Raw genomic sequence first — 17,560 nt, 5'->3', positions numbered from 1 at the left:
CGAAGCCGAAGCCGAAGCCGAAGCCGAAGCCGAAGCCGAAGCCGAAGCCGAAGCCGAAGCCGAAGCCGAAGCCGAAGCCGAAGAATTCTTTGCCGGTTCGCAAACGGACGCAACCCCGGCCGAGGCGGAATTGGTCGATGACGACGCGCCAGAGGCACAGCTTGCTGACGCCGCACCAGACAGCATCGCAGCCAAATTGCAGCGCATTCGTGCCGTCGTGTCGCAAAGTCAGGAAGAGGCCGAAGAAGACGAGATGTTCGAAGACGAACATGCCGAAGCCTTCGCACCTGCCGCTGACTTTGAAGACATCTCGACGGATGAGGTCGAAGCACAAAGCCCTGAAACCGTGCTGGACGCCGCGGCGGAAGACTTTGAGGCCGCGCAGGACGAATTTGTCGAAGACATGGAACAGGATCAGGGTGATGACGCTATTGCCGACATCCTTGCCCGCTTCGAAGCCACGCCGGATACAGACGCATCCGCAGATGTCGTTGAGACAGACACAACCGAAGATCACACGGCGGATGCTGCGGACACGCAAGAGGGCGATGACATCGGCCTCGATTCGCTGGCAGCTCTGATGGCGGAAGACGACGATCAACCCGTTGCGGATGAGGACAAGGAAGACAATATCTTCGATGCCTCAGACGACGCAGAGGGTGAAACCGCTGAAGAAACCGAAGATGACGCCCCCGCCCGCCCGCGTGCACGCGTCATCAAGGTCAAGCGCGCCGATATCGACGCAGCCATCGCGAGCGGTGCCTTGGAAGAGGTGTCGGAACCGGTCGGGGACACCAGCCTGTCCGCAGAAGATGAAGCCGAATTGCTGGCCGATCTGGCAGAGGTCGAGGCTGAACTGCCCGTGGCAGATGAAGCGATCGATGACGCGCCATTCGAAGACGATGCTGTGTCGGACACCGCCGAAGCTGACGATCAGGTTGCGGAAGACGCCTTGGAGGACGACGCCGCAGCGGATGCAGAACCTGTCAATGACGACGACGTTCAGCGTTTGATGGCGGAAGCCGACAACCAGATGGAAGAGCCCGAGGGCTCGCGCCGCCGCAACGCGTTCCAGCACCTCAAAGCAGCTGTAATGGCGAAAAAGGCCGATGCCGGCATCGGCAAAAAGGACGAGGAAGAAGAAGGCGCGTTCCGCTCCGACCTTGCCTCGGTCGTGAAGCCACGTCGGCCCGAACAGCGCGGCGCGCGCGGTGAACGCCCAAGCAGTGACCGGCCCGCGCCGCTCAAGCTGGTGGCCGAACAGCGTGTGGACCTGGATGCCGCCCCCAAGGGGCCCGTGACCCCACGCCGCGTGGCCGCGGTTGACGAAGCTGCGACAGAAGACACAAACAGCTTTGCCGACTACGCAACCGAAATGGGCGCGCATGATCTGCCCGCCCTGCTGGAAGCCGCCGCAAGCTATCTCAGCTTTGTCGAAGGCCGCGACGAGTTCTCGCGCCCTCAACTGATGACCAAGGTGCGCCAGGTCGAGCAAGACGATTTCAGCCGCGAAGACGGGCTGCGCTCATTCGGCCAACTGCTGCGTGCGGGCAAGATCGAAAAGATCAAAGGCGGCCGTTTTGCCGTGACAGGCGACATAGGCTACCGCCCCGATCAACGCGAAGCTGGCTGAGTCACGCATAAAAAGCTAAAAGAAAGGCGCTCCATCCGGGCGCCTTTTTTATTTGCCACACAGAACCTTTGGCGACCCACCGCAGACATTCATTGCGCATCCGCATGTGATCGAAGCTGAGGCCCGGCCATCTCAGCGCGTTCTGACAAAGTACTGATTTCACTCAATATGTACGAATTTTGCCGTGATGAAAGCAAAATCGAGAGGGTGGCATCCGGCCATCACACCTGCGGCTGAGAAAACTGCTCGCTTCTTTGACGGTCTACCTTCAAAGACATCGCACTTGCGATGTATCAATGTGCGTGCAGACGGGCCGCGTGTGTGACACCCTAGACAATATGTTTGGAAACGGCGGTTCCAATCCTGACAGAACCGCAGCGGCCTGGCCCTAATGCCCCGGTCCATCCGGGTCCGGCTGCCCGATCCCTTTGAACACCGCCTTGAGTGGAAAGGCCCAGAGCACCCCAAGGCCCACGTAAATCAGCAGTTCCACCAGTATCGATGGCCGCTCAAACAGCCCGACGATTGTCACGGCTGCCACGATATAAAGCGGCAATCCGACAACCAAAATGAGCAAGGACAACCATTTCCGGGTCTTGTAGCGCAGCGCCATGGGGCTCTCCTCAGTCTGCGAACGGGTCCCGGACCAGAATTGTGTCCTCCCGCTCGGGCGAGGTGGAAAGTAGGGCGACAGGACAGTCGATCAACTCCTCGACGCGGCGCACATACTTGATCGCGTTGGCAGGCAGGTCGGCCCAACTGCGCGCGCCTTCGGTCGATTCCGACCAACCCGGCATCTCTTCGTAGATGGGCGTGCAGCGCGCCTGTTGGTCGGCGGCCGTCGGCAGGTAGTCCATGCGCACCCCGTCCAACTCGTAACCGACACAGATTTTCAGCGTCTCGAACCCGTCCAGCACATCCAGCTTGGTCAGCGAAATGCCGTTCACGCCGGAGGTCGCGCAGGTCTGGCGCACAAGGCACGCATCAAACCACCCGCAGCGGCGCTTGCGCCCGGTGGTGGTGCCAAATTCATGGCCCCGCTCGCCCAGACGTTGCCCGTCGTCGTCTTCCAATTCGGTCGGAAACGGCCCCTCGCCCACGCGGGTGGTGTAGGCTTTGACGATGCCCAGAACGAAGTCGATGCTGCCGGGCCCCATGCCGACGCCAGTGGCGGCTTGGCCCGCAATCACGTTGGACGAGGTCACGAAAGGGTAAGTGCCAAAATCAATGTCGAGAAGCGCGCCCTGCGCGCCTTCGAACAGAATGCGCTTTCCGGCCTTGCGTGCCTCGTTCATCACCTTCCAGACGGGGGCGGCATATTCCAGAATGGCAGGTGCCACCTCTGCCAGCTTCGCAATCAGCGCATCGCGGTCCACGGGATCAAGCCCTAGCCCACGGCGCAGCGCATCGTGATGCACCAACGCACGGTCCACGCGCAATTCCAGCGTTGCCTGATCCGCCAGATCGGCCACACGCACAACACGACGCCCCACCTTGTCTTCATAGGCCGGACCAATGCCCCGCCCTGTTGTGCCAATCTTGGCCACCGAGTTTTGCGCCTCGCGCGCCCGGTCCAATTCGCCATGAATGGGCAGGATCAGCGGCGTGTTTTCGGCCACCATCAGCGTTTCAGGCGTGATCTCAACGCCTTGCGCCCGCAACGTCTCGATCTCCGACACCAGATGCCAGGGGTCCAGCACCACGCCATTGCCGATCACGCTCAGCTTGCCGCCGCGCACAACACCCGAAGGCAGCGCATGCAGCTTGTAGACCTCGCCATCGATCACCAACGTGTGCCCGGCATTGTGCCCGCCCTGAAAGCGCGCGATCACGTCGGCCCGCTCGCTCAGCCAATCGACAATCTTGCCCTTGCCCTCGTCGCCCCATTGCGCGCCGACAACCACCACATTGGCCATGAGACATCCTTTCCATGAAACCCGCGCCCGTATAGCGACGCGGAACGGCAAGGCAAACCGCAAACTTGTGTTTCTTCTGACTGAAAATACGCGCCCCGGAGGCTGCTGCCGCTTGCAGCACCCGCAGCTTTCAGGCCATGAACCGCAAAAGACGACAATAGGACAGTTCAAATGGGCTTTCTCGCACGCTGGTTTTTCGCCCTTGGCCTACTGGCCGCCACCTATAACCCCACGGAATACAACTATGTCCAATGGGTCACGCAATACGGGTCACAGAACCTGTCCATCGCCGTGCTGGCCGGGCTGCTTTTGCTGATCGCCTACATCATCTACCTGCGCGCCACCCTGCGGTCGATTGGCGGGATCGGGATGGTGCTGATCCTCGCCGTTGTGGGTGCGATGCTGTGGGTGGCCTATGATCTGGGGCTCTTGCGCCTCGACAACCGCAATGTGAACACGTGGCTGGGGCTGATCGCGCTGTCGCTCGTGCTGGGCATTGGCCTCAACTGGAGCCATGTGCGCCGCCGCCTGTCCGGTCAGGCGGATATGGACGACGTGGACGAATAGGTCCTTGGGGGCCAACCCCCAAACACGCTTTCTTGGGGGCCAGCCCCCAAACCCCCGGAGTATATCTGGCAAGATGAAGAGGATCAGTCGAGATAGACCGGCTGTCCGTGTGGTGTACGTAGATAAGCCGCTTCCCATGCCGCGCGCATATCTGACAGGGCCTGCGCCTCGGCAGCTCCCGTTTCGGTCAGAAAGGTTTCGAGCGTTTCCAGCCAAGCGGTGAAATAATCATCGCCCCCGTTCAGGTCCTTCTCCAGCCCGTGCTGTTTCAGCGTCGCGCCGAAGCGCTCTGCCCAGTCGGGCCACGCGAACTGCCCGGCCTCGTTCAGATGCACGGTCAGGGCAAAAAGCTGCGCGTGCCACGGGGCTTCGAAGGTTGGTTCAGGCCTCATGGCGCAGACAGGTAGCTTTGCCACAGATCAAGGATCACCTCGTCCTCGGGGTGTTCGGGATGCGCCCAGATGTCGCGCGCTTTCAGAGCCACGGCGTAAAGCGGTTCCGGCGCCTCACCCAACCGGTGCGCATTGCTGTCAGGCAGCACGTGGGTGCCGTGCAGCCGGACCACCGTGCCAACGGCCCCCGCGGCATAGGCTGGAAGCCGGGTGTGCCCACCGGATACCTGCACATTCTCGGGCATCGACCGCACCTGAACAGTATCTCCGACGGCATAGACCGGGGCCACGTTGCTGGGCCGTGTTGCAGGTCCGCCTTTCGCCAGAACACCCGCTACGGCGGCGGCCGCCAACCTTTTGTCTGCCAGATCGCTCGGGCCGTCAGACTGCCCCTTGGCCAATTCTTCTGGCGTCAGCGCGCCCGTGTCGACCAGCAGGTCTGCCAACGCGGAAATCCACTTTTCGTAATAGGAAAAACGCCCGTAATCCTTGGGCGACAGGCATTCGCGCGCATGGCGCGACACATCAAGGTTCCAAAGCCCCAGCGATCCGCTCGCCAGCGTGACTGCCAAAGCCCGCGGGTGCCAATCGGCGTGGAATTTCACATGTTCGGGTTCAGGCACCACTGGCCCGTCGCCAAACCGCCCGCCCATGTCGTGTACGCGCGTCATGGGGCTGCCGCCAATCCGCAACCGATCATGCTGTCGCGGGTGACCAGCGACATGAGGGCCGCCTCGTCCATGCCCTCCGTCCCCTCGGGGCGTTGCGGCAACACCAGATAGCGCACCTCCGCCGTCGAATCCCACACACGCACCGCCTGCTCTTCGGGCAAGGTCACGCCAAAATCCGCGAGCACCTTGCGCGGCTCACGCACGGCGCGTGCGCGGTAGGCGTCGGATTTGTACCAACCCGGTGGAATGCCTAAAAGCGGCCATGGATAGCAAGAGCAAAGCGTGCACACGACCATGTTGTGCACCGCGTCCGTATTCTCGACCACCACCATATGCTCGCCCTGCCGCCCGTAATATCCCATCTCGGCCAGCACCGGGTCCGCATCCTCCAGCAACGCGGCCTTGAACGCGGGATCAGACCAAGCGCGGGCCACAACATGCGCGCCGTTCTTGGGGCCGATCTTGTTCTCATACGTGTCGATGATCTCGTCCAAGGCAGCCGGATCAATCAACCCTTTCTGGGTCAGGATTGTCTCAAGCGCCTTCACCCGCAGGGCGGGGTCAGACGGCAACAGCGAATGCGGGTGATCGTGGTCGGAATGGTCATGGGGCATGCCCCGATCATGGGCCGCTGGCCGTGCATTTGTCCAGAGGTCGAAAGCGCCCTTGCCCCGCCCCGCAATCTTGCATAGATACCGCCCATCGCGCAGCAAAGAGCCTAAAGCCTCCATGGAAAATGTCGTCCTGATCATCCACCTGATCCTCGCCCTCGGCCTGATTGCCGTGGTGCTGATGCAGCGCTCCGAAGGGGGTGGCCTGGGTATGGGCGGCGGCGGAGGCGCGACCACGGGTCGTCCTGCCGGAACCGCACTGGGCAAGGTGACCTGGATCTTCGGCATCGCGTTCACCATCACGTCGATCACGCTGACGATCATTGCCGCGCAAAACGCCTCCGGCACGTCCGTGATTGACCAGTTGGGCATCACGCCACCTGCGCAAAACGCGCCCAGCGATGATCTGGTACCGCCCGGTGGTGACCTGTTGCCACCCAGCGCCGACGACACCGCACCGCTGGTTCCCAGCGCCGACTGAACGAAATCTTGAGGGCAACGAAAGATCTGCAACATCATGTTGCGGCATCCTTGCCCCTTTGAACCGAATCCTGTTACACTGAGGTCCCGTGGGGTGCGCCAGATTTGCGCCGCCACAAACGGGCTTTGGGCCTGAATGAACCACGGGGGACTGCACCACATGGCACGCTATATTTTCATCACGGGCGGCGTTGTGTCATCGCTGGGCAAAGGGTTGGCATCGGCGGCCCTTGGCGCTTTGTTGCAGGCCCGCGGCTTCTCCGTCCGCCTGCGCAAGCTGGACCCCTATCTGAACGTCGATCCCGGCACGATGTCGCCTTTCGAGCACGGCGAAGTGTTCGTGACGGATGACGGGGCCGAGACTGATCTCGACCTGGGCCACTACGAGCGCTTCACAGGTGTGGCCGCGCGCAAGACCGATTCCGTGTCCTCGGGCCGCGTCTACTCCACCGTCCTCGAAAAGGAACGCCGCGGCGACTATCTGGGCAAGACGATCCAGGTGATCCCCCACGTTACGAACGAGATCAAGGAGTTCATCGAGATCGGCGATGACGAGGTCGACTTCATGCTCTGCGAGATAGGCGGCACCGTGGGCGACATCGAAGGGCTGCCGTTCTTCGAGGCCATTCGCCAGTTCAGCCAGGACAAGCCCCGCGGTCAGTGCATCTTCATGCACCTGACACTGCTGCCCTACATCAAGGCCAGCGGTGAGTTGAAGACCAAACCCACGCAGCACAGCGTGAAGGAACTCCGCTCCATCGGCATCGCGCCCGACATCCTTGTCTGTCGGTCCGAAGGGCCGATCCCGGTCAAGGAACGTGAGAAACTGGCGCTGTTCTGCAATGTCCGCCCCGATGCGGTGATCGCGGCCCAAGACCTTGGCACCATCTACGACGCCCCCCTCGCCTATCACCGCGAAGGCATGGATCAGGCGGTGCTCGACGCCTTCCAGATCAGCCCGGCGCCCAAGCCCGACCTGACCAAATGGGAAGATGTCAGCGACCGCATCCACAACGCCGAAGGCGAAGTGAAGGTCGCCATCGTCGGCAAATACACCCAGCTTGAAGACGCCTACAAATCCATTGCCGAGGCACTGACACATGGCGGCATGGCCAACCGCGTCCGGGTCAAGGTCGAATGGGTGGACGCAGAGCTTTTCGACACCGAAGACCCCGCCCCGCATCTCGAAGGGTTCCACGCCATCCTCGTGCCCGGTGGCTTTGGCGAACGCGGGACCGAAGGCAAGATCAAGGCGGCCGAGTTCGCCCGCACCCGCAAGGTCCCGTATCTGGGCATCTGCCTTGGCATGCAAATGGCCGTGATCGAAGCGGCGCGGAACGTGGCAGGCCTGAAAACCGCAGGCTCCGAAGAGTTTGACCACGAGGCGGGCAAGAAACGGTTTGAACCGGTTGTGTACCATCTCAAGGAATGGGTGCAGGGCAATCACAAGGTCGAACGCAAGGTAGGCGACGACAAGGGCGGCACGATGCGGCTTGGCGCCTATGACGCAACGCTGGCCGACGGCAGCCGGGTGGCCCAAGTCTACGGCACCACGGCCATCGACGAACGCCACCGCCACCGCTACGAGGTGGACATCAAGTACCGCGAACAGCTTGAAAAGGCGGGGCTTTGTTTCTCCGGCATGTCCCCAGACGGTCGGCTGCCCGAGATCGTGGAATGGTCCGATCACCCATGGTTCATCGGCGTGCAGTTCCACCCCGAACTGAAATCCAAACCCTTCGCCCCCCACCCGCTGTTCGAAGACTTCGTGCGCGCGGCCAAGGATGTGAGCCGCCTCGTCTAGGGCCAGTGACGGGGGGCCATGTGCCCGCACCCGACACAACAAAAACCACCGGCTCACCAAGATATGTGCCTGTCAGGGTGCGACATTGCGCCCGGCGACCCTATATATAAGGGTACAGACACAATGCCGGAGGATTGGAAATGGCTGTTCTGTTACCAACTCTTGTCGTGCTCAACGTAATGCTGGGCATCGCTCTTGTCGTGGCAAAGATGCGCCTGATGGACGAACGCCATGCGCTTCGCGTCCGCCAAGAGCAGGACCTTAAGTCACACTTTCACAACGATCGGCGGTATTGATCCGGCGCACATGTGGCCCGGGCGCACCCGCTGTTCCCGGCCGATGTCCGTTCACGACCCCGTGACCCCGGTTTATCCCGCGTGATCTGCCCTTACCTCAGTCACAAGCCCATTTTCTGAGGAGACACGTCCATGACCAAACTCCCCCGCCGCAGCGTCCTCGCCACCGGCAGCGCCGCCCTTTTGACAACAGCCACCGGCCTGACCTTGCCCGCCCGTGCTCAGGGCATCGAACCCACGCCCACCATGCGGGGTGGGGCCAACAATTACCGCCCCGGTGCGCCCATCGTGGACCGCATCGGCGGCGGCGGGTTCCTGATGACAGGCACCGTGCGCCGCGCGGGCGATGGCGCGCCCATTCCCAACGCCCGGATCCAGATGTGGGCGCACACGACCGAAGGGCATGAACGGGACGAACGCAGTCACGGCGCGACACTGACCGACGCGCAGGGGCGCTTCCGGATGGACATGCCACAGATCGTGCCCGCGTTTGGTCAACCTCACGGACATCTCGCCTATGACGCGGAGTTTGATCAGAACGGTTTTGAAACGGTGTTCCTGCGCCCGGTGATGCGCAGCGCGTCGGACACAACGCTCGACGTGGCCTTCGTGCTGCAAACCGCCTGATCTGACCATATGCGCGCCACCCTGATCTGGACTGCGCTGGCGGCAGCGATCATTGCGCCGGTTGCGGCAGCAGCGTTCAGCCCGCAACTGCAATGGCGGGACGGCATCTACATCGCATCCGGTTTTGCCGGCGTTGTCGGGATGGCCTTGCTGCTGGTCCAGCCATTGTTGGCAGCGGGCGACCTGCCCTTGTCCCAATCAGACGCCCGGCGGGTGCACCGCGTGACGGGCACCCTGCTTTTGGGCGCTGTCCTGCTGCATGTTGCGGGGCTGTGGATCACCAGCCCACCGGACGTGGTTGATGCATTGACCTTCACGTCGCCCACCCCCTTCTCGGTCTGGGGCGTGATCGCAATGTGGGGTGTGTTTGCAACGGCCCTTCTGGCGGCGTGGCGCAGACGGCTGCCGCTGCGTCCAATGACATGGCGGCGGGTGCACTTGGTTCTGGGCCTTGTCATCGCCGCCGGGACCGTCACCCATGCGCTGCTGATCGAGGGCACGATGGAGGTCGTTACGAAATGGCTGCTTGCGGGTTTTGTACTGGTGGCCACGCTTCGGGTGGTCTGGCGCGCGGGGCGGTTTCGGGATTTTGCCCGCCGCTCGGGCTGATCGCGCCTTGGTGTCTTGTTGATTTGCGCTGCATCCGAATCAGGCGATGGTCGCAACCGGACCTGCCTCACCGCATGTCACCGCAGGCGATCCGCTAGGCGCGCATCGCGATGGCCTGCACTTTGATCTTGGCATCAAACGGCAAACGCGCCGCCTGATAGATGGTGCGCGCCGGACGCGGGTCGAACAGCGCTCCGTAAAGCGCGTTCACCTCGGGCACATCATCCAGATCGGCAAAGGCCAGATCGACATACACAATGTCTTCCTTCGCAAACCCGGCCTCTGCCGCGATGGCGAACACCAGATCAAACGCCCGCTCGGCTTCCTGACGTGCGGTGCCGGGCCGGTAGCCGTCCTCATACACCGCCAACTGACCCGAGATGTGGCAGGTATCACCCACCACCACCGCGTTGGATATCGGCGATGGTGACGGCGGCACCCCCGGCACATCCACAATGAAGTGTCTTGTCATACGTCATGTCTCCTTTCTTGATTGACGTGGTCGTGCCACCTGCATGACGGACGACACGCGGACGCGCAATGCTGCCGCCCGTCTGACCCGGCGCAGAGACGTTAACCGGTTTTTTACACGTTCACCGTTCGCCCCGTTAACTGGGCCAGATGTGCACAAGCCGGTGTACGGGGGGTGCACAGGGGGTGCACGGGGGGTGACAGCCCAAATCCCCTTGTTTCATTGGCGTTAACCCGCATATCCAGCGCAAAGGCGGGCCACCTCCGTTAACCGTTGCGCGTACGGTGGTGCCCGGGCCATAAGCGCCCATGCTCAGCTACCAACATATCTACCACGCCGGAAATCTGGCGGACGTCCACAAGCACAGCCTGCTCGCGTGGATGCTCGACTACCTCACGCGCAAGGACAAACCCGTCAGCTACATCGAAACCCATGGCGGCCGCGCGCTTTATGATCTGGACGCGGACGAGGCGCGCAAGACGGGCGAAGCTGCACAAGGAATTGTGCGGGTACGGCACTGGTTTGAGGCGGATCACCCTTACGCGAAGTGCCTGTCACAAACCTCTGATCTACATGGGGAAAACGCCTATCCGGGCTCGCCCCTCATTGCTGCACAAACCTTGCGCGACACGGACACTCTGACCATCGCAGAGCTGCATCCAAGTGAACACAACGCGCTTGAACTGGCCTTGCCCACAGCCACGGTCCGCCGGGCCGACGGCTTTGCGATGGCCCATTCGATGCTGCCCCCAACACCCCGGCGTGGCCTCATGCTGATCGACCCGAGTTTCGAGGTGAAGGACGATTACGAGACCATCCCCGGCCATATCAAAAAATATGTACGTGCATGGAATGTCGGCATCATCGTCTTGTGGTACCCGATCCTGACATCAGGTGCACATGCCAACATGTTGAAAACACTTGCCAACGACCATCCCGACGCTCTGCGTCACGAGGTTCGGTTCCCGCCTGCGCGCCCGGGTCATGGTATGGTGGGCTCTGGCCTTTTCGTGATCCGACCTCCCTTTGGGCTTGCCGAACAGGCCGCAAATCTGAAAACTCGGCTAGACCAAGTGAAGTGATACCGAATGTTCGAACGCCTTTTCCCCAAAAGACCCAAAGAAACCAAACCCTTGCCGGAACCCACCCCACAGCTTGCCCTGGGCGCGCTGTTGGTGCGGGTTGCCATGGCAGACCGCGAATATCAGGCCCCGGAAGTGGCTGCGATCGACAAGATCCTGTCGGCCACCTTCGATCTGAAACCGCTGGATGCCGCCAAGCTGCGTGCCACCTGTGAAGCGCTGGAACGTCACGCGCCCGGCACGCCTGAATTTGCGGATATCCTCAGGGAAACAGTGCCTTACGCCGACCGGCTGGGCCTTGCCATGGCGATGTGGCAGGTCCTTCTGGCCGATGGAGATCACGCCAATATCGAGGAAACCGTGCTGCACCAGATCGAAGCCGCGATGGGTATCACTGCCGAAGACAGCGCTGACATTCGCACCCGCGCGCTTGGCGAATAGCAAACGGCGGCATACATAGCCCCTCATGTTCCAGGACCTCCTCAAACGGCTGATCCAGCCCGAGCCCGCCCCCATCGCCGACGCCGACGCGCGGCTTGCCCTGAGCGCTCTTCTGGTCCGTGTGGCCCGCTCGGACAACGACTATTCCGGCGACGAACGGGCATTGATCGACCAGATCACGCAAGACCGCTATGGGCTTTCTGCAAGCGATGCCAATGCCTTGCGGACCGAAGCCGAAGCGATGGAGGCAGAGGCCCCCGACACCGTTCGCTTCACCCGCGCCATCAAGGAGGCCGTCGCTTACGAAGATCGGCTGGCCGTGGTCGAAGCCCTGTGGAAGGTCGTGCTGGCTGACGGTCAACGCGCACAGGAAGAGGACGCACTGCTGCGGCTTGTGACCAACCTGTTGGGCATCACCGATCAAGACAGCGCCCGCGCCCGCCAACGCGTCAGCTGATGATCGCGTCCCTTGGCATGTACGACATGCCGCACCTGCGGGATGCCCACGACCGGCTCTGGTCTGGCATCCGCGCCGCCTTGGGACACGGCCCCGATCATCTGACCCGCGACGGTGACGCCTGGGCAGAATGGCAGTCGCCCGACCTGCTTTTGGCACAAACATGCGGCTTGCCGTTCCGGGCACGCCTGCATGGAAAGGTCACGCTGGTCGGCACCCCGGTCTATGACTTGCCGGATTGCCCTGCCGGTCACTATTTCAGCTATTTGATCCGCAGACGCAGCGATGCACGGGACCTCAAAACCCTGTCGAAACAAGGTATTATGGCCTACAATGATGCTCTGTCCCAGTCGGGTTGGGCCGCGCCCATCGCGCATTTGAAGAACCACGGCGCGCATCCGCGAAACACCATCAGAACCGATGCACATATCGCCAGTATCGAAGCGGTCCTAAGCGGTGCGGCCGATTACGCAGGCATCGACGCGCTCACTTACCTGCTTTGGGCGCAGGTCAATCCGGACATGGCGCAGCAGATCGATACGTTCGCGCGGACATCGCCCACCCCTGCCTTGCCCTACATCACGGCTCTCGGCCGCGATCCCATCCCGATTGCCAACGCAATCCGGTCAGGCATCGCGGCACTATCCGCAAATGACCGCGCAACCCTTCGCCTCAAGGGCCTGATCGATATCCCGGCATCCGAGTACCTAGCGCTCCCCATACCGCCCGCGCCTTAACCAAACCGGCCTCTCCCCACGTCAATTTGCACAAAACGCAGGCAAAACGTCCCTTTTGCCCGTGGACAAGGCCCATATTTTCCTCCCTTATGCCCGGCGACCAAAACAAAACAGCGTGCCCCTTGTCCGACACAGCCGTCATCGAAATTCGCGATTTGCACAAAGCCTACGGCGCGCTCGAAGTGCTCAAAGGCGTGGACATCAAGGCCAAGCGCGGTGACGTGGTATCACTGATCGGCTCTTCCGGCTCTGGCAAATCCACCCTTTTGCGCTGCTGCAACCTGCTCGAAGACAGCCAACAGGGTGAGATGCTGTTCAAGGGCGAACCTGTGACATGGAAAGGCAGCGGTCATGGCCGCCGCCCGTCCGATCCCAAGCAGGTGCTGCGCATCCGCACCAACCTGTCGATGGTGTTCCAGCAATTCAATCTATGGGCCCACATGACCATCCTGCAAAACGTGATGGAAGCGCCGGTGACAGTGCTGCGCCGCGATCCGGCAGAGGTGGAGAAAGCCGCCCGCGCCTATCTCGACAAGGTCGGCATCGGCGACAAATGCGACGTCTATCCGGCGCAACTGTCCGGTGGCCAACAGCAACGCGCCGCCATTGCGCGTGCGCTGTGCATGGAGCCTGAGGCGCTGCTCTTTGACGAACCCACCAGCGCGCTCGACCCCGAACTGGAACAGGAAGTTGTCAAGGTGATCAAGGACTTGGCCGCCGAAGGGCGCACCATGCTGATCGTCACCCATGACATGAAACTGGCCCATGATGTGAGCGACCATGTCGTGTTCCTGCATCAGGGCCTGATCGAAGAACAAGGGGCGCCAGACGATCTGTTCGGCGCACCCAAATCAGAACGTCTGCGCGGGTTTCTGTCTGCAACCCACGCCGCGTAAACCAACAAAAAACCGGGAGAAAACACTCATGAAATCCATTTTGCTTTCGACTGTCGCTGTCGCCATGACTGCCACATTCGCACTGGCCGACGGCCACGCCGTTGTCCGCATGGGCACCGAGGGCGCCTACCCCCCCTACAACTTCATCAACGACGCGGGCGAAGTGGACGGCTTTGAACGCGAGTTGGGCGACGAGCTGTGCGCGCGCGCCGAGCTGACCTGCGAATGGGTCACCAACGAATGGGACAGCATCATCCCCAACCTCGTGTCCGGCAACTACGACACGATCATCGCGGGCATGAGCATCACCGACGAACGCGACGAAGTCATCGATTTCACGCAGAACTACACCTTGCCTGACCCTTCGGCTTACGTTGCCGCATCAGCTGACGCGGACCTGACAGGCGGTGTGATCGCGGCACAGGCCAACACCATCCAAGCGGCCTTTATCGCGGAAAGCGGTGCCACGCTGGTTGAATTCGCAACGCCCGAAGAAACCATCGCAGCCGTCAAAAACGGCGAAGCGGATGCGGTTCTGGCCGACAAGGCATTCCTGACGCCCATCGCGGACGAAGACGCTGACCTGATCATGCTTGAACAAGAAGAGCTGATCGGCGGCGGCATCGGCCTTGGCCTGCGCGAAAGCGATACAGAGCTGAAGGACAAGTTCAACGCGGCCATCACGTCGATGAAGGAAGACGGCTCGCTGAATGAACTGATCGCCAAATGGGAAATCGGCGACGGCTTCTAAGCGATTGACCTGATTGGGGACGGCCAACCGCCGTCTCCATTTTTCTGACCATACGCCCAGCCCGAGGCCCGCCATTTTCAGCTTTTGCACAGACCCAAGCACATTGTCCGACTGGCAGTGGATGGCGTGCTACCTGACCACGGGCAAGCACATGTCGATCTATTGGTCCGTGCTGACCGTGCTGCTGCTTCTGGCCATCACTGCCCCTGCCGCGCTGGCTTTTGGCTTTGCCGGAGCCTCTGCTGCACGGTCCCGCATCGCGCCGGTGTCGTGGGTGGGCCGCGGCTATATCGCGATTGTGCGCGGCGTGCCCGACATCGCGTTCTTTCTGTTCTTCGTCATCGCATTGGATCAGGCCATCGAATACCTGCGCCACCGTGCGCTCTGCCCCGATTGGTCAGAACCCGTGCGGCAAGGCAACGATTTCGTTGTGTGTGCCGCCGCCAAGATGCCGCTGGGCAATGCGCCACAATGGGTGCACGAAACCTACGGCTTCTCCATCGCCGTCCTGACCTTTGCCATCGTCTTTGGCGCATTCGCTGCCAACGTCCTCTTTGGCGCCATGCGCGCCGTGCCCAAGGCGCAGCTTGAAACCGCCGAAGCCTATGGCATGTCCCCGCGCCAGACGTTCTGGCGGGTGATGGTGCCGCAAATGTGGGTCTTTGCCCTGCCCGGCCTGTCAAACCTGTGGATGGTGCTGATCAAGGCGACACCGCTACTGTTCCTGCTGGGGGTCGAGGACATCGTGTATTGGGCCCGCGAACTGGGCGGGACCAAGACGTCCCGCTTTACCGAATACCCGCATGGGGACTGGCGCATGTGGTACTTCCTGGCACTCCTGATCTTCTACCTCATATTCACCCGCGCGTCCGAGATTGTGCTGGACCGCCTGATGACCCGCCTCACCCGCGGGCAGGCAACGACGGGCGGCGAAGCGCAGCGAAAGGCCCCGGCGTGAGCTGCGTCCAAACCATCATGGACTACGGTCTGCGCGCCGTGGGAATTGGTGAGCGGTTGTTGCCCCGCGACGACTTTACCCTGTGCCAGCAAATCACGCTGATCGGCTCCGGCATGATCTGGAATATCTACTTCGGTGTGTTGGCCCTGATCTTTGGCTTCCTGCTGGCAACGGCGGTGGCCATGGGCAAGAACTCCACCTCAAATCTGACACGCAAGCCGTCGGAATGGTTCATCTTTGTCTTCCGAGGCTCGCCGCTGTTCATCCAGTTCTTCTTTGCCTATTTCCTGTTTCTGCAACTCAAGGGCGTACACCCGTTCTTTGACCCGTTCACAGCCGCATGGCTGGGCGCGCTGATCGTGCTGTTCCTGAACACCGCCGCCTATTCAGCCGAGATTTTCCATGGTGCGCTGCAATCCATCCCCAAGGGAGAGGTCGAAGCCGCCGATGCCTATGGCCTCTCGGGCTGGCCCCGGTTCAAGCGCGTTGTCTGGCCCACCATGCTGCGTCTGGCCTGGCCCGCCTACACGAACGAGGCGATCTTTCTTTTCCACGCGACCACGCTGGTCTTCTTCTCGGGGTTTCCAGCATGGCAACAGCGGGGCGACGCGCTCTATTATGCCAACTACTTCGCGGACAAGACGTTCAACCCGTTCATCCCCTACCCGATCCTGGCCGCCTACTTCATCCTGCTGACGCTGGTCATCATCAGCCTGTTCGGCCTTGTGAACCGGCGGCTGAACCGTCACCTGCCCGCCAATACGCGTCAGAAGATGAAACTGCGCATGAACCTGATCCGGTAATCCCATGCACGACTGGCTTGTCGATAACCCCGAAATTCGCGCCATTCGCGTCGCCGCTGCTGATCTGAACGGGGTTGCGCGGGGCAAGCGGATGCCGGTGCGCTTTGCCGACAAGGTGACGACCGACGGTACGCGCTTTCCCATGTCCGTGCTGAACCTCGACATCTGGGGAGAGGACATCGAGGACAGCCCGCTTGTGATGGACAGTGGTGACCGTGACGGAGTGTTGAAGCCGACGGAGCGTGGGTTTGTGCCGATGCCGTGGCTGAACACACCGACCGGGCTGCTGCCGATCTGGATGTTCCACGACGATGGCCAGCCTTTCATGGGTGATCCGCGTCACGCCCTGGCCGCCGTTCAGAAACGTTTCAAAGACAAGGGCCTGACCCCCGTTGTTGCGGTGGAGCTGGAGTTCTTCCTGATCGACGACACAGGCAGCCGCCTGCGGGTGCCGATGTCTCCGCGTTCCGGCAAGCGGCGTGTGGCGGGCGAAATCCTGTCGATGCGAACGCTCGATGCTTTCGACGACTTCTTTACCGAGCTGTATGACGCCTGCGAGGCGATGGACATCCCCGCGGACACCGCCATATCCGAAAGCGGGCTGGGTCAGTTCGAGATCAACCTGATGCACCAGCCTGATGCTTTGAAAGCCGCAGATGACGCGTGGCTGTTCAAGATGCTGGTCAAGGGGCTCGCCCGCAAGCACGGCTTTGCCGCGTCCTTCATGGCCAAACCCTACGCGGACTACGCGGGCAACGGGCTGCACATGCATTTTTCCGTACTGGATGACGCCGGCACAAACATCTTTGATGACGGCACGGACGCGGGCAGCGACGCATTGCGGCACGCGGTCCAGGGATGTCTGGCGGCCATGCCCGGCTCCATGCTGATCTTTGCCCCCCACGCCAATTCCTATGCACGGCTGGTGCCGGGGGCGCATGCGCCCACGAGCATCGCATGGGCCTATGAAAACCGTACCGCTGCCATCCGCGTGCCGTCCGGTCCTCCGGCTGCGCGACGCATTGAACACCGCCTCGCGGGGGGTGACGTGAACCCCTACCTGTCCATCGCCGCTGTGCTGGGCGCTGCTCTGAACGGGTTGGAGGATGCCACAGGTCCCGCCGCCCCCATCACCGGCAACGCCTATGCACAGGACCTGCCGCAAGTTCCCAGCACGTGGGACAATGCCATAAAGGCGTTCGAAGAAAGCGCCGAAATCGCCCGCATCTTCAACGCAGAACTGATCCGCAACATGCTTATGACCAAGCGGCAAGAGGCGCGGTACATGGCGGAACTTTCACCTGACGAGCAAACGGAAATCTACCTCGACAGCGTCTGAGGCACACACTATCTTCGG

22 protein-coding genes are annotated in these 17,560 nt (G+C 61.6%); 16 read left to right on the top strand and 6 right to left on the bottom strand.

The features are described from left to right. Positions 1 to 1,633 (top strand): hypothetical protein (locus Q1A32_RS18930; RefSeq protein WP_299656696.1); only part of this gene is annotated, 1,633 nt, incomplete at its 5' end. 388 nt (positions 1,634 to 2,021) lie between these two features. Here Q1A32_RS18930 and Q1A32_RS18925 read toward each other — a convergent pair. Together Q1A32_RS18925 and Q1A32_RS18920 are read right to left on the bottom strand one after the other, a co-directional pair. Further along, positions 2,022 to 2,246: a DUF2842 domain-containing protein gene (locus Q1A32_RS18925; RefSeq protein ID WP_299615475.1), complete on the bottom strand. Its 225-nt coding sequence runs from the start codon at positions 2,244 to 2,246 to the stop codon at positions 2,022 to 2,024. A 10-nt stretch (positions 2,247 to 2,256) separates the two neighbouring features. Then, positions 2,257 to 3,549 (bottom strand): adenylosuccinate synthase, encoded by a 1,293-nt coding sequence (locus Q1A32_RS18920; RefSeq protein ID WP_299656693.1) that lies wholly within the window; start codon positions 3,547 to 3,549, stop codon positions 2,257 to 2,259. Between the two features lie 171 nt (positions 3,550 to 3,720). Between Q1A32_RS18920 and Q1A32_RS18915 the strand changes: the two genes are divergently transcribed. Then, positions 3,721 to 4,116 carry a DUF6524 family protein gene (locus Q1A32_RS18915; RefSeq protein WP_299656691.1) on the top strand — a complete coding sequence of 132 codons (396 nt, stop codon included), beginning with the start codon at positions 3,721 to 3,723 and terminating at the stop codon, positions 4,114 to 4,116. 83 nt (positions 4,117 to 4,199) lie between these two features. Here Q1A32_RS18915 and Q1A32_RS18910 read toward each other — a convergent pair whose 3' ends face one another. The 3 genes from Q1A32_RS18910 to nthA are packed head-to-tail and all read right to left on the bottom strand — an operon-like array spanning position 4,200 to position 5,793. Beyond that, positions 4,200 to 4,508, bottom strand: coding sequence for a nitrile hydratase accessory protein (locus Q1A32_RS18910; RefSeq protein WP_299656689.1), 309 nt, complete (start codon positions 4,506 to 4,508; stop codon positions 4,200 to 4,202). Then, positions 4,505 to 5,179, bottom strand: coding sequence for a nitrile hydratase subunit beta (gene nthB, locus Q1A32_RS18905; RefSeq protein ID WP_299656687.1), 675 nt, complete (start codon positions 5,177 to 5,179; stop codon positions 4,505 to 4,507). The genes Q1A32_RS18910 and nthB overlap by 4 nt, the downstream gene beginning before the upstream one ends. Further along, positions 5,176 to 5,793 (bottom strand): nitrile hydratase subunit alpha, encoded by a 618-nt coding sequence (gene nthA, locus Q1A32_RS18900; RefSeq protein ID WP_299656737.1) that lies wholly within the window; start codon positions 5,791 to 5,793, stop codon positions 5,176 to 5,178. Before nthA ends, nthB begins: the two co-directional genes overlap by 4 nt. 115 nt (positions 5,794 to 5,908) lie before the next feature. Here nthA and secG point away from each other — a divergent pair, with 115 nt between their 5' ends. The 5 genes from secG to Q1A32_RS18875 all read left to right on the top strand — a co-directional run bounded on the left by secG (position 5,909) and on the right by Q1A32_RS18875 (position 9,606). Continuing rightward, on the top strand, positions 5,909 to 6,271 hold the full coding sequence (gene secG, locus Q1A32_RS18895) for a preprotein translocase subunit SecG (protein WP_299615465.1): 363 nt from the start codon (positions 5,909 to 5,911) through the stop codon (positions 6,269 to 6,271). A 159-nt stretch (positions 6,272 to 6,430) separates the two neighbouring features. After that, the gene (locus Q1A32_RS18890) at positions 6,431 to 8,074 is read left to right on the top strand and encodes a CTP synthase (protein ID WP_299656685.1); all 1,644 of its coding nucleotides are present in this window, start codon (positions 6,431 to 6,433) and stop codon (positions 8,072 to 8,074) included. 140 nt (positions 8,075 to 8,214) lie between these two features. After that, positions 8,215 to 8,370: a hypothetical protein gene (locus Q1A32_RS18885; protein ID WP_299656683.1), complete on the top strand. Its 156-nt coding sequence runs from the start codon at positions 8,215 to 8,217 to the stop codon at positions 8,368 to 8,370. Between the two features lie 132 nt (positions 8,371 to 8,502). Next, a complete protein-coding gene (locus Q1A32_RS18880) occupies positions 8,503 to 8,997 on the top strand; it encodes a twin-arginine translocation pathway signal (protein ID WP_299615459.1) in 495 nt (164 codons plus the stop codon). A 9-nt stretch (positions 8,998 to 9,006) separates the two neighbouring features. Next, complete coding sequence (locus tag Q1A32_RS18875) at positions 9,007 to 9,606, top strand: ferric reductase-like transmembrane domain-containing protein (protein ID WP_299656681.1); 600 nt, start codon at positions 9,007 to 9,009, stop codon at positions 9,604 to 9,606. Positions 9,607 to 9,700: 94 nt separating this feature from the next. Here Q1A32_RS18875 and Q1A32_RS18870 read toward each other — a convergent pair whose 3' ends face one another. Further along, on the bottom strand, positions 9,701 to 10,078 hold the full coding sequence (locus Q1A32_RS18870; RefSeq protein WP_299656678.1) for a RidA family protein: 378 nt from the start codon (positions 10,076 to 10,078) through the stop codon (positions 9,701 to 9,703). 308 nt (positions 10,079 to 10,386) lie between these two features. On the opposite strand from Q1A32_RS18870, the gene rlmJ reads away from it, so the two are divergent. From rlmJ to Q1A32_RS18825, 9 genes are all read left to right on the top strand, one after another. Next, positions 10,387 to 11,160: a 23S rRNA (adenine(2030)-N(6))-methyltransferase RlmJ gene (gene rlmJ / locus Q1A32_RS18865; protein WP_299656675.1), complete on the top strand. Its 774-nt coding sequence runs from the start codon at positions 10,387 to 10,389 to the stop codon at positions 11,158 to 11,160. A 6-nt stretch (positions 11,161 to 11,166) separates the two neighbouring features. Further along, entirely contained in the window at positions 11,167 to 11,601 is a 435-nt protein-coding gene (locus Q1A32_RS18860; RefSeq protein ID WP_299656672.1) for a TerB family tellurite resistance protein, read from the top strand. Positions 11,602 to 11,626: 25 nt separating this feature from the next. After that, positions 11,627 to 12,058 (top strand): TerB family tellurite resistance protein, encoded by a 432-nt coding sequence (locus tag Q1A32_RS18855; protein WP_299656669.1) that lies wholly within the window; start codon positions 11,627 to 11,629, stop codon positions 12,056 to 12,058. Then, complete coding sequence (locus Q1A32_RS18850; protein WP_299656666.1) at positions 12,058 to 12,795, top strand: PhnD/SsuA/transferrin family substrate-binding protein; 738 nt, start codon at positions 12,058 to 12,060, stop codon at positions 12,793 to 12,795. Before Q1A32_RS18855 ends, Q1A32_RS18850 begins: the two co-directional genes overlap by 1 nt. A 122-nt stretch (positions 12,796 to 12,917) precedes the next feature. Then, positions 12,918 to 13,691 carry an ABC transporter ATP-binding protein gene (locus Q1A32_RS18845; RefSeq protein WP_299656663.1) on the top strand — a complete coding sequence of 258 codons (774 nt, stop codon included), beginning with the start codon at positions 12,918 to 12,920 and terminating at the stop codon, positions 13,689 to 13,691. Positions 13,692 to 13,719: 28 nt separating this feature from the next. After that, positions 13,720 to 14,442: a transporter substrate-binding domain-containing protein gene (locus Q1A32_RS18840; RefSeq protein WP_299656661.1), complete on the top strand. Its 723-nt coding sequence runs from the start codon at positions 13,720 to 13,722 to the stop codon at positions 14,440 to 14,442. A gap of 73 nt (positions 14,443 to 14,515) precedes the next feature. Further along, complete coding sequence (locus Q1A32_RS18835; protein WP_299656734.1) at positions 14,516 to 15,400, top strand: ABC transporter permease; 885 nt, start codon at positions 14,516 to 14,518, stop codon at positions 15,398 to 15,400. After that, complete coding sequence (locus tag Q1A32_RS18830; RefSeq protein ID WP_299656658.1) at positions 15,397 to 16,203, top strand: ABC transporter permease; 807 nt, start codon at positions 15,397 to 15,399, stop codon at positions 16,201 to 16,203. Before Q1A32_RS18835 ends, Q1A32_RS18830 begins: the two co-directional genes overlap by 4 nt. Before the next feature lie 4 nt (positions 16,204 to 16,207). Next, positions 16,208 to 17,542 (top strand): glutamine synthetase family protein, encoded by a 1,335-nt coding sequence (locus Q1A32_RS18825; protein WP_299656655.1) that lies wholly within the window; start codon positions 16,208 to 16,210, stop codon positions 17,540 to 17,542. Positions 17,543 to 17,560 lie beyond the last annotated feature (18 nt).

The sequence above is a fragment of the uncultured Tateyamaria sp. genome, assembly GCF_947503415.1.
Classification (GTDB): domain Bacteria; phylum Pseudomonadota; class Alphaproteobacteria; order Rhodobacterales; family Rhodobacteraceae; genus Tateyamaria.
Note: the sequence above shows the minus strand (reverse complement) of the source record. Positions and strands in the feature narration are given on the sequence as shown.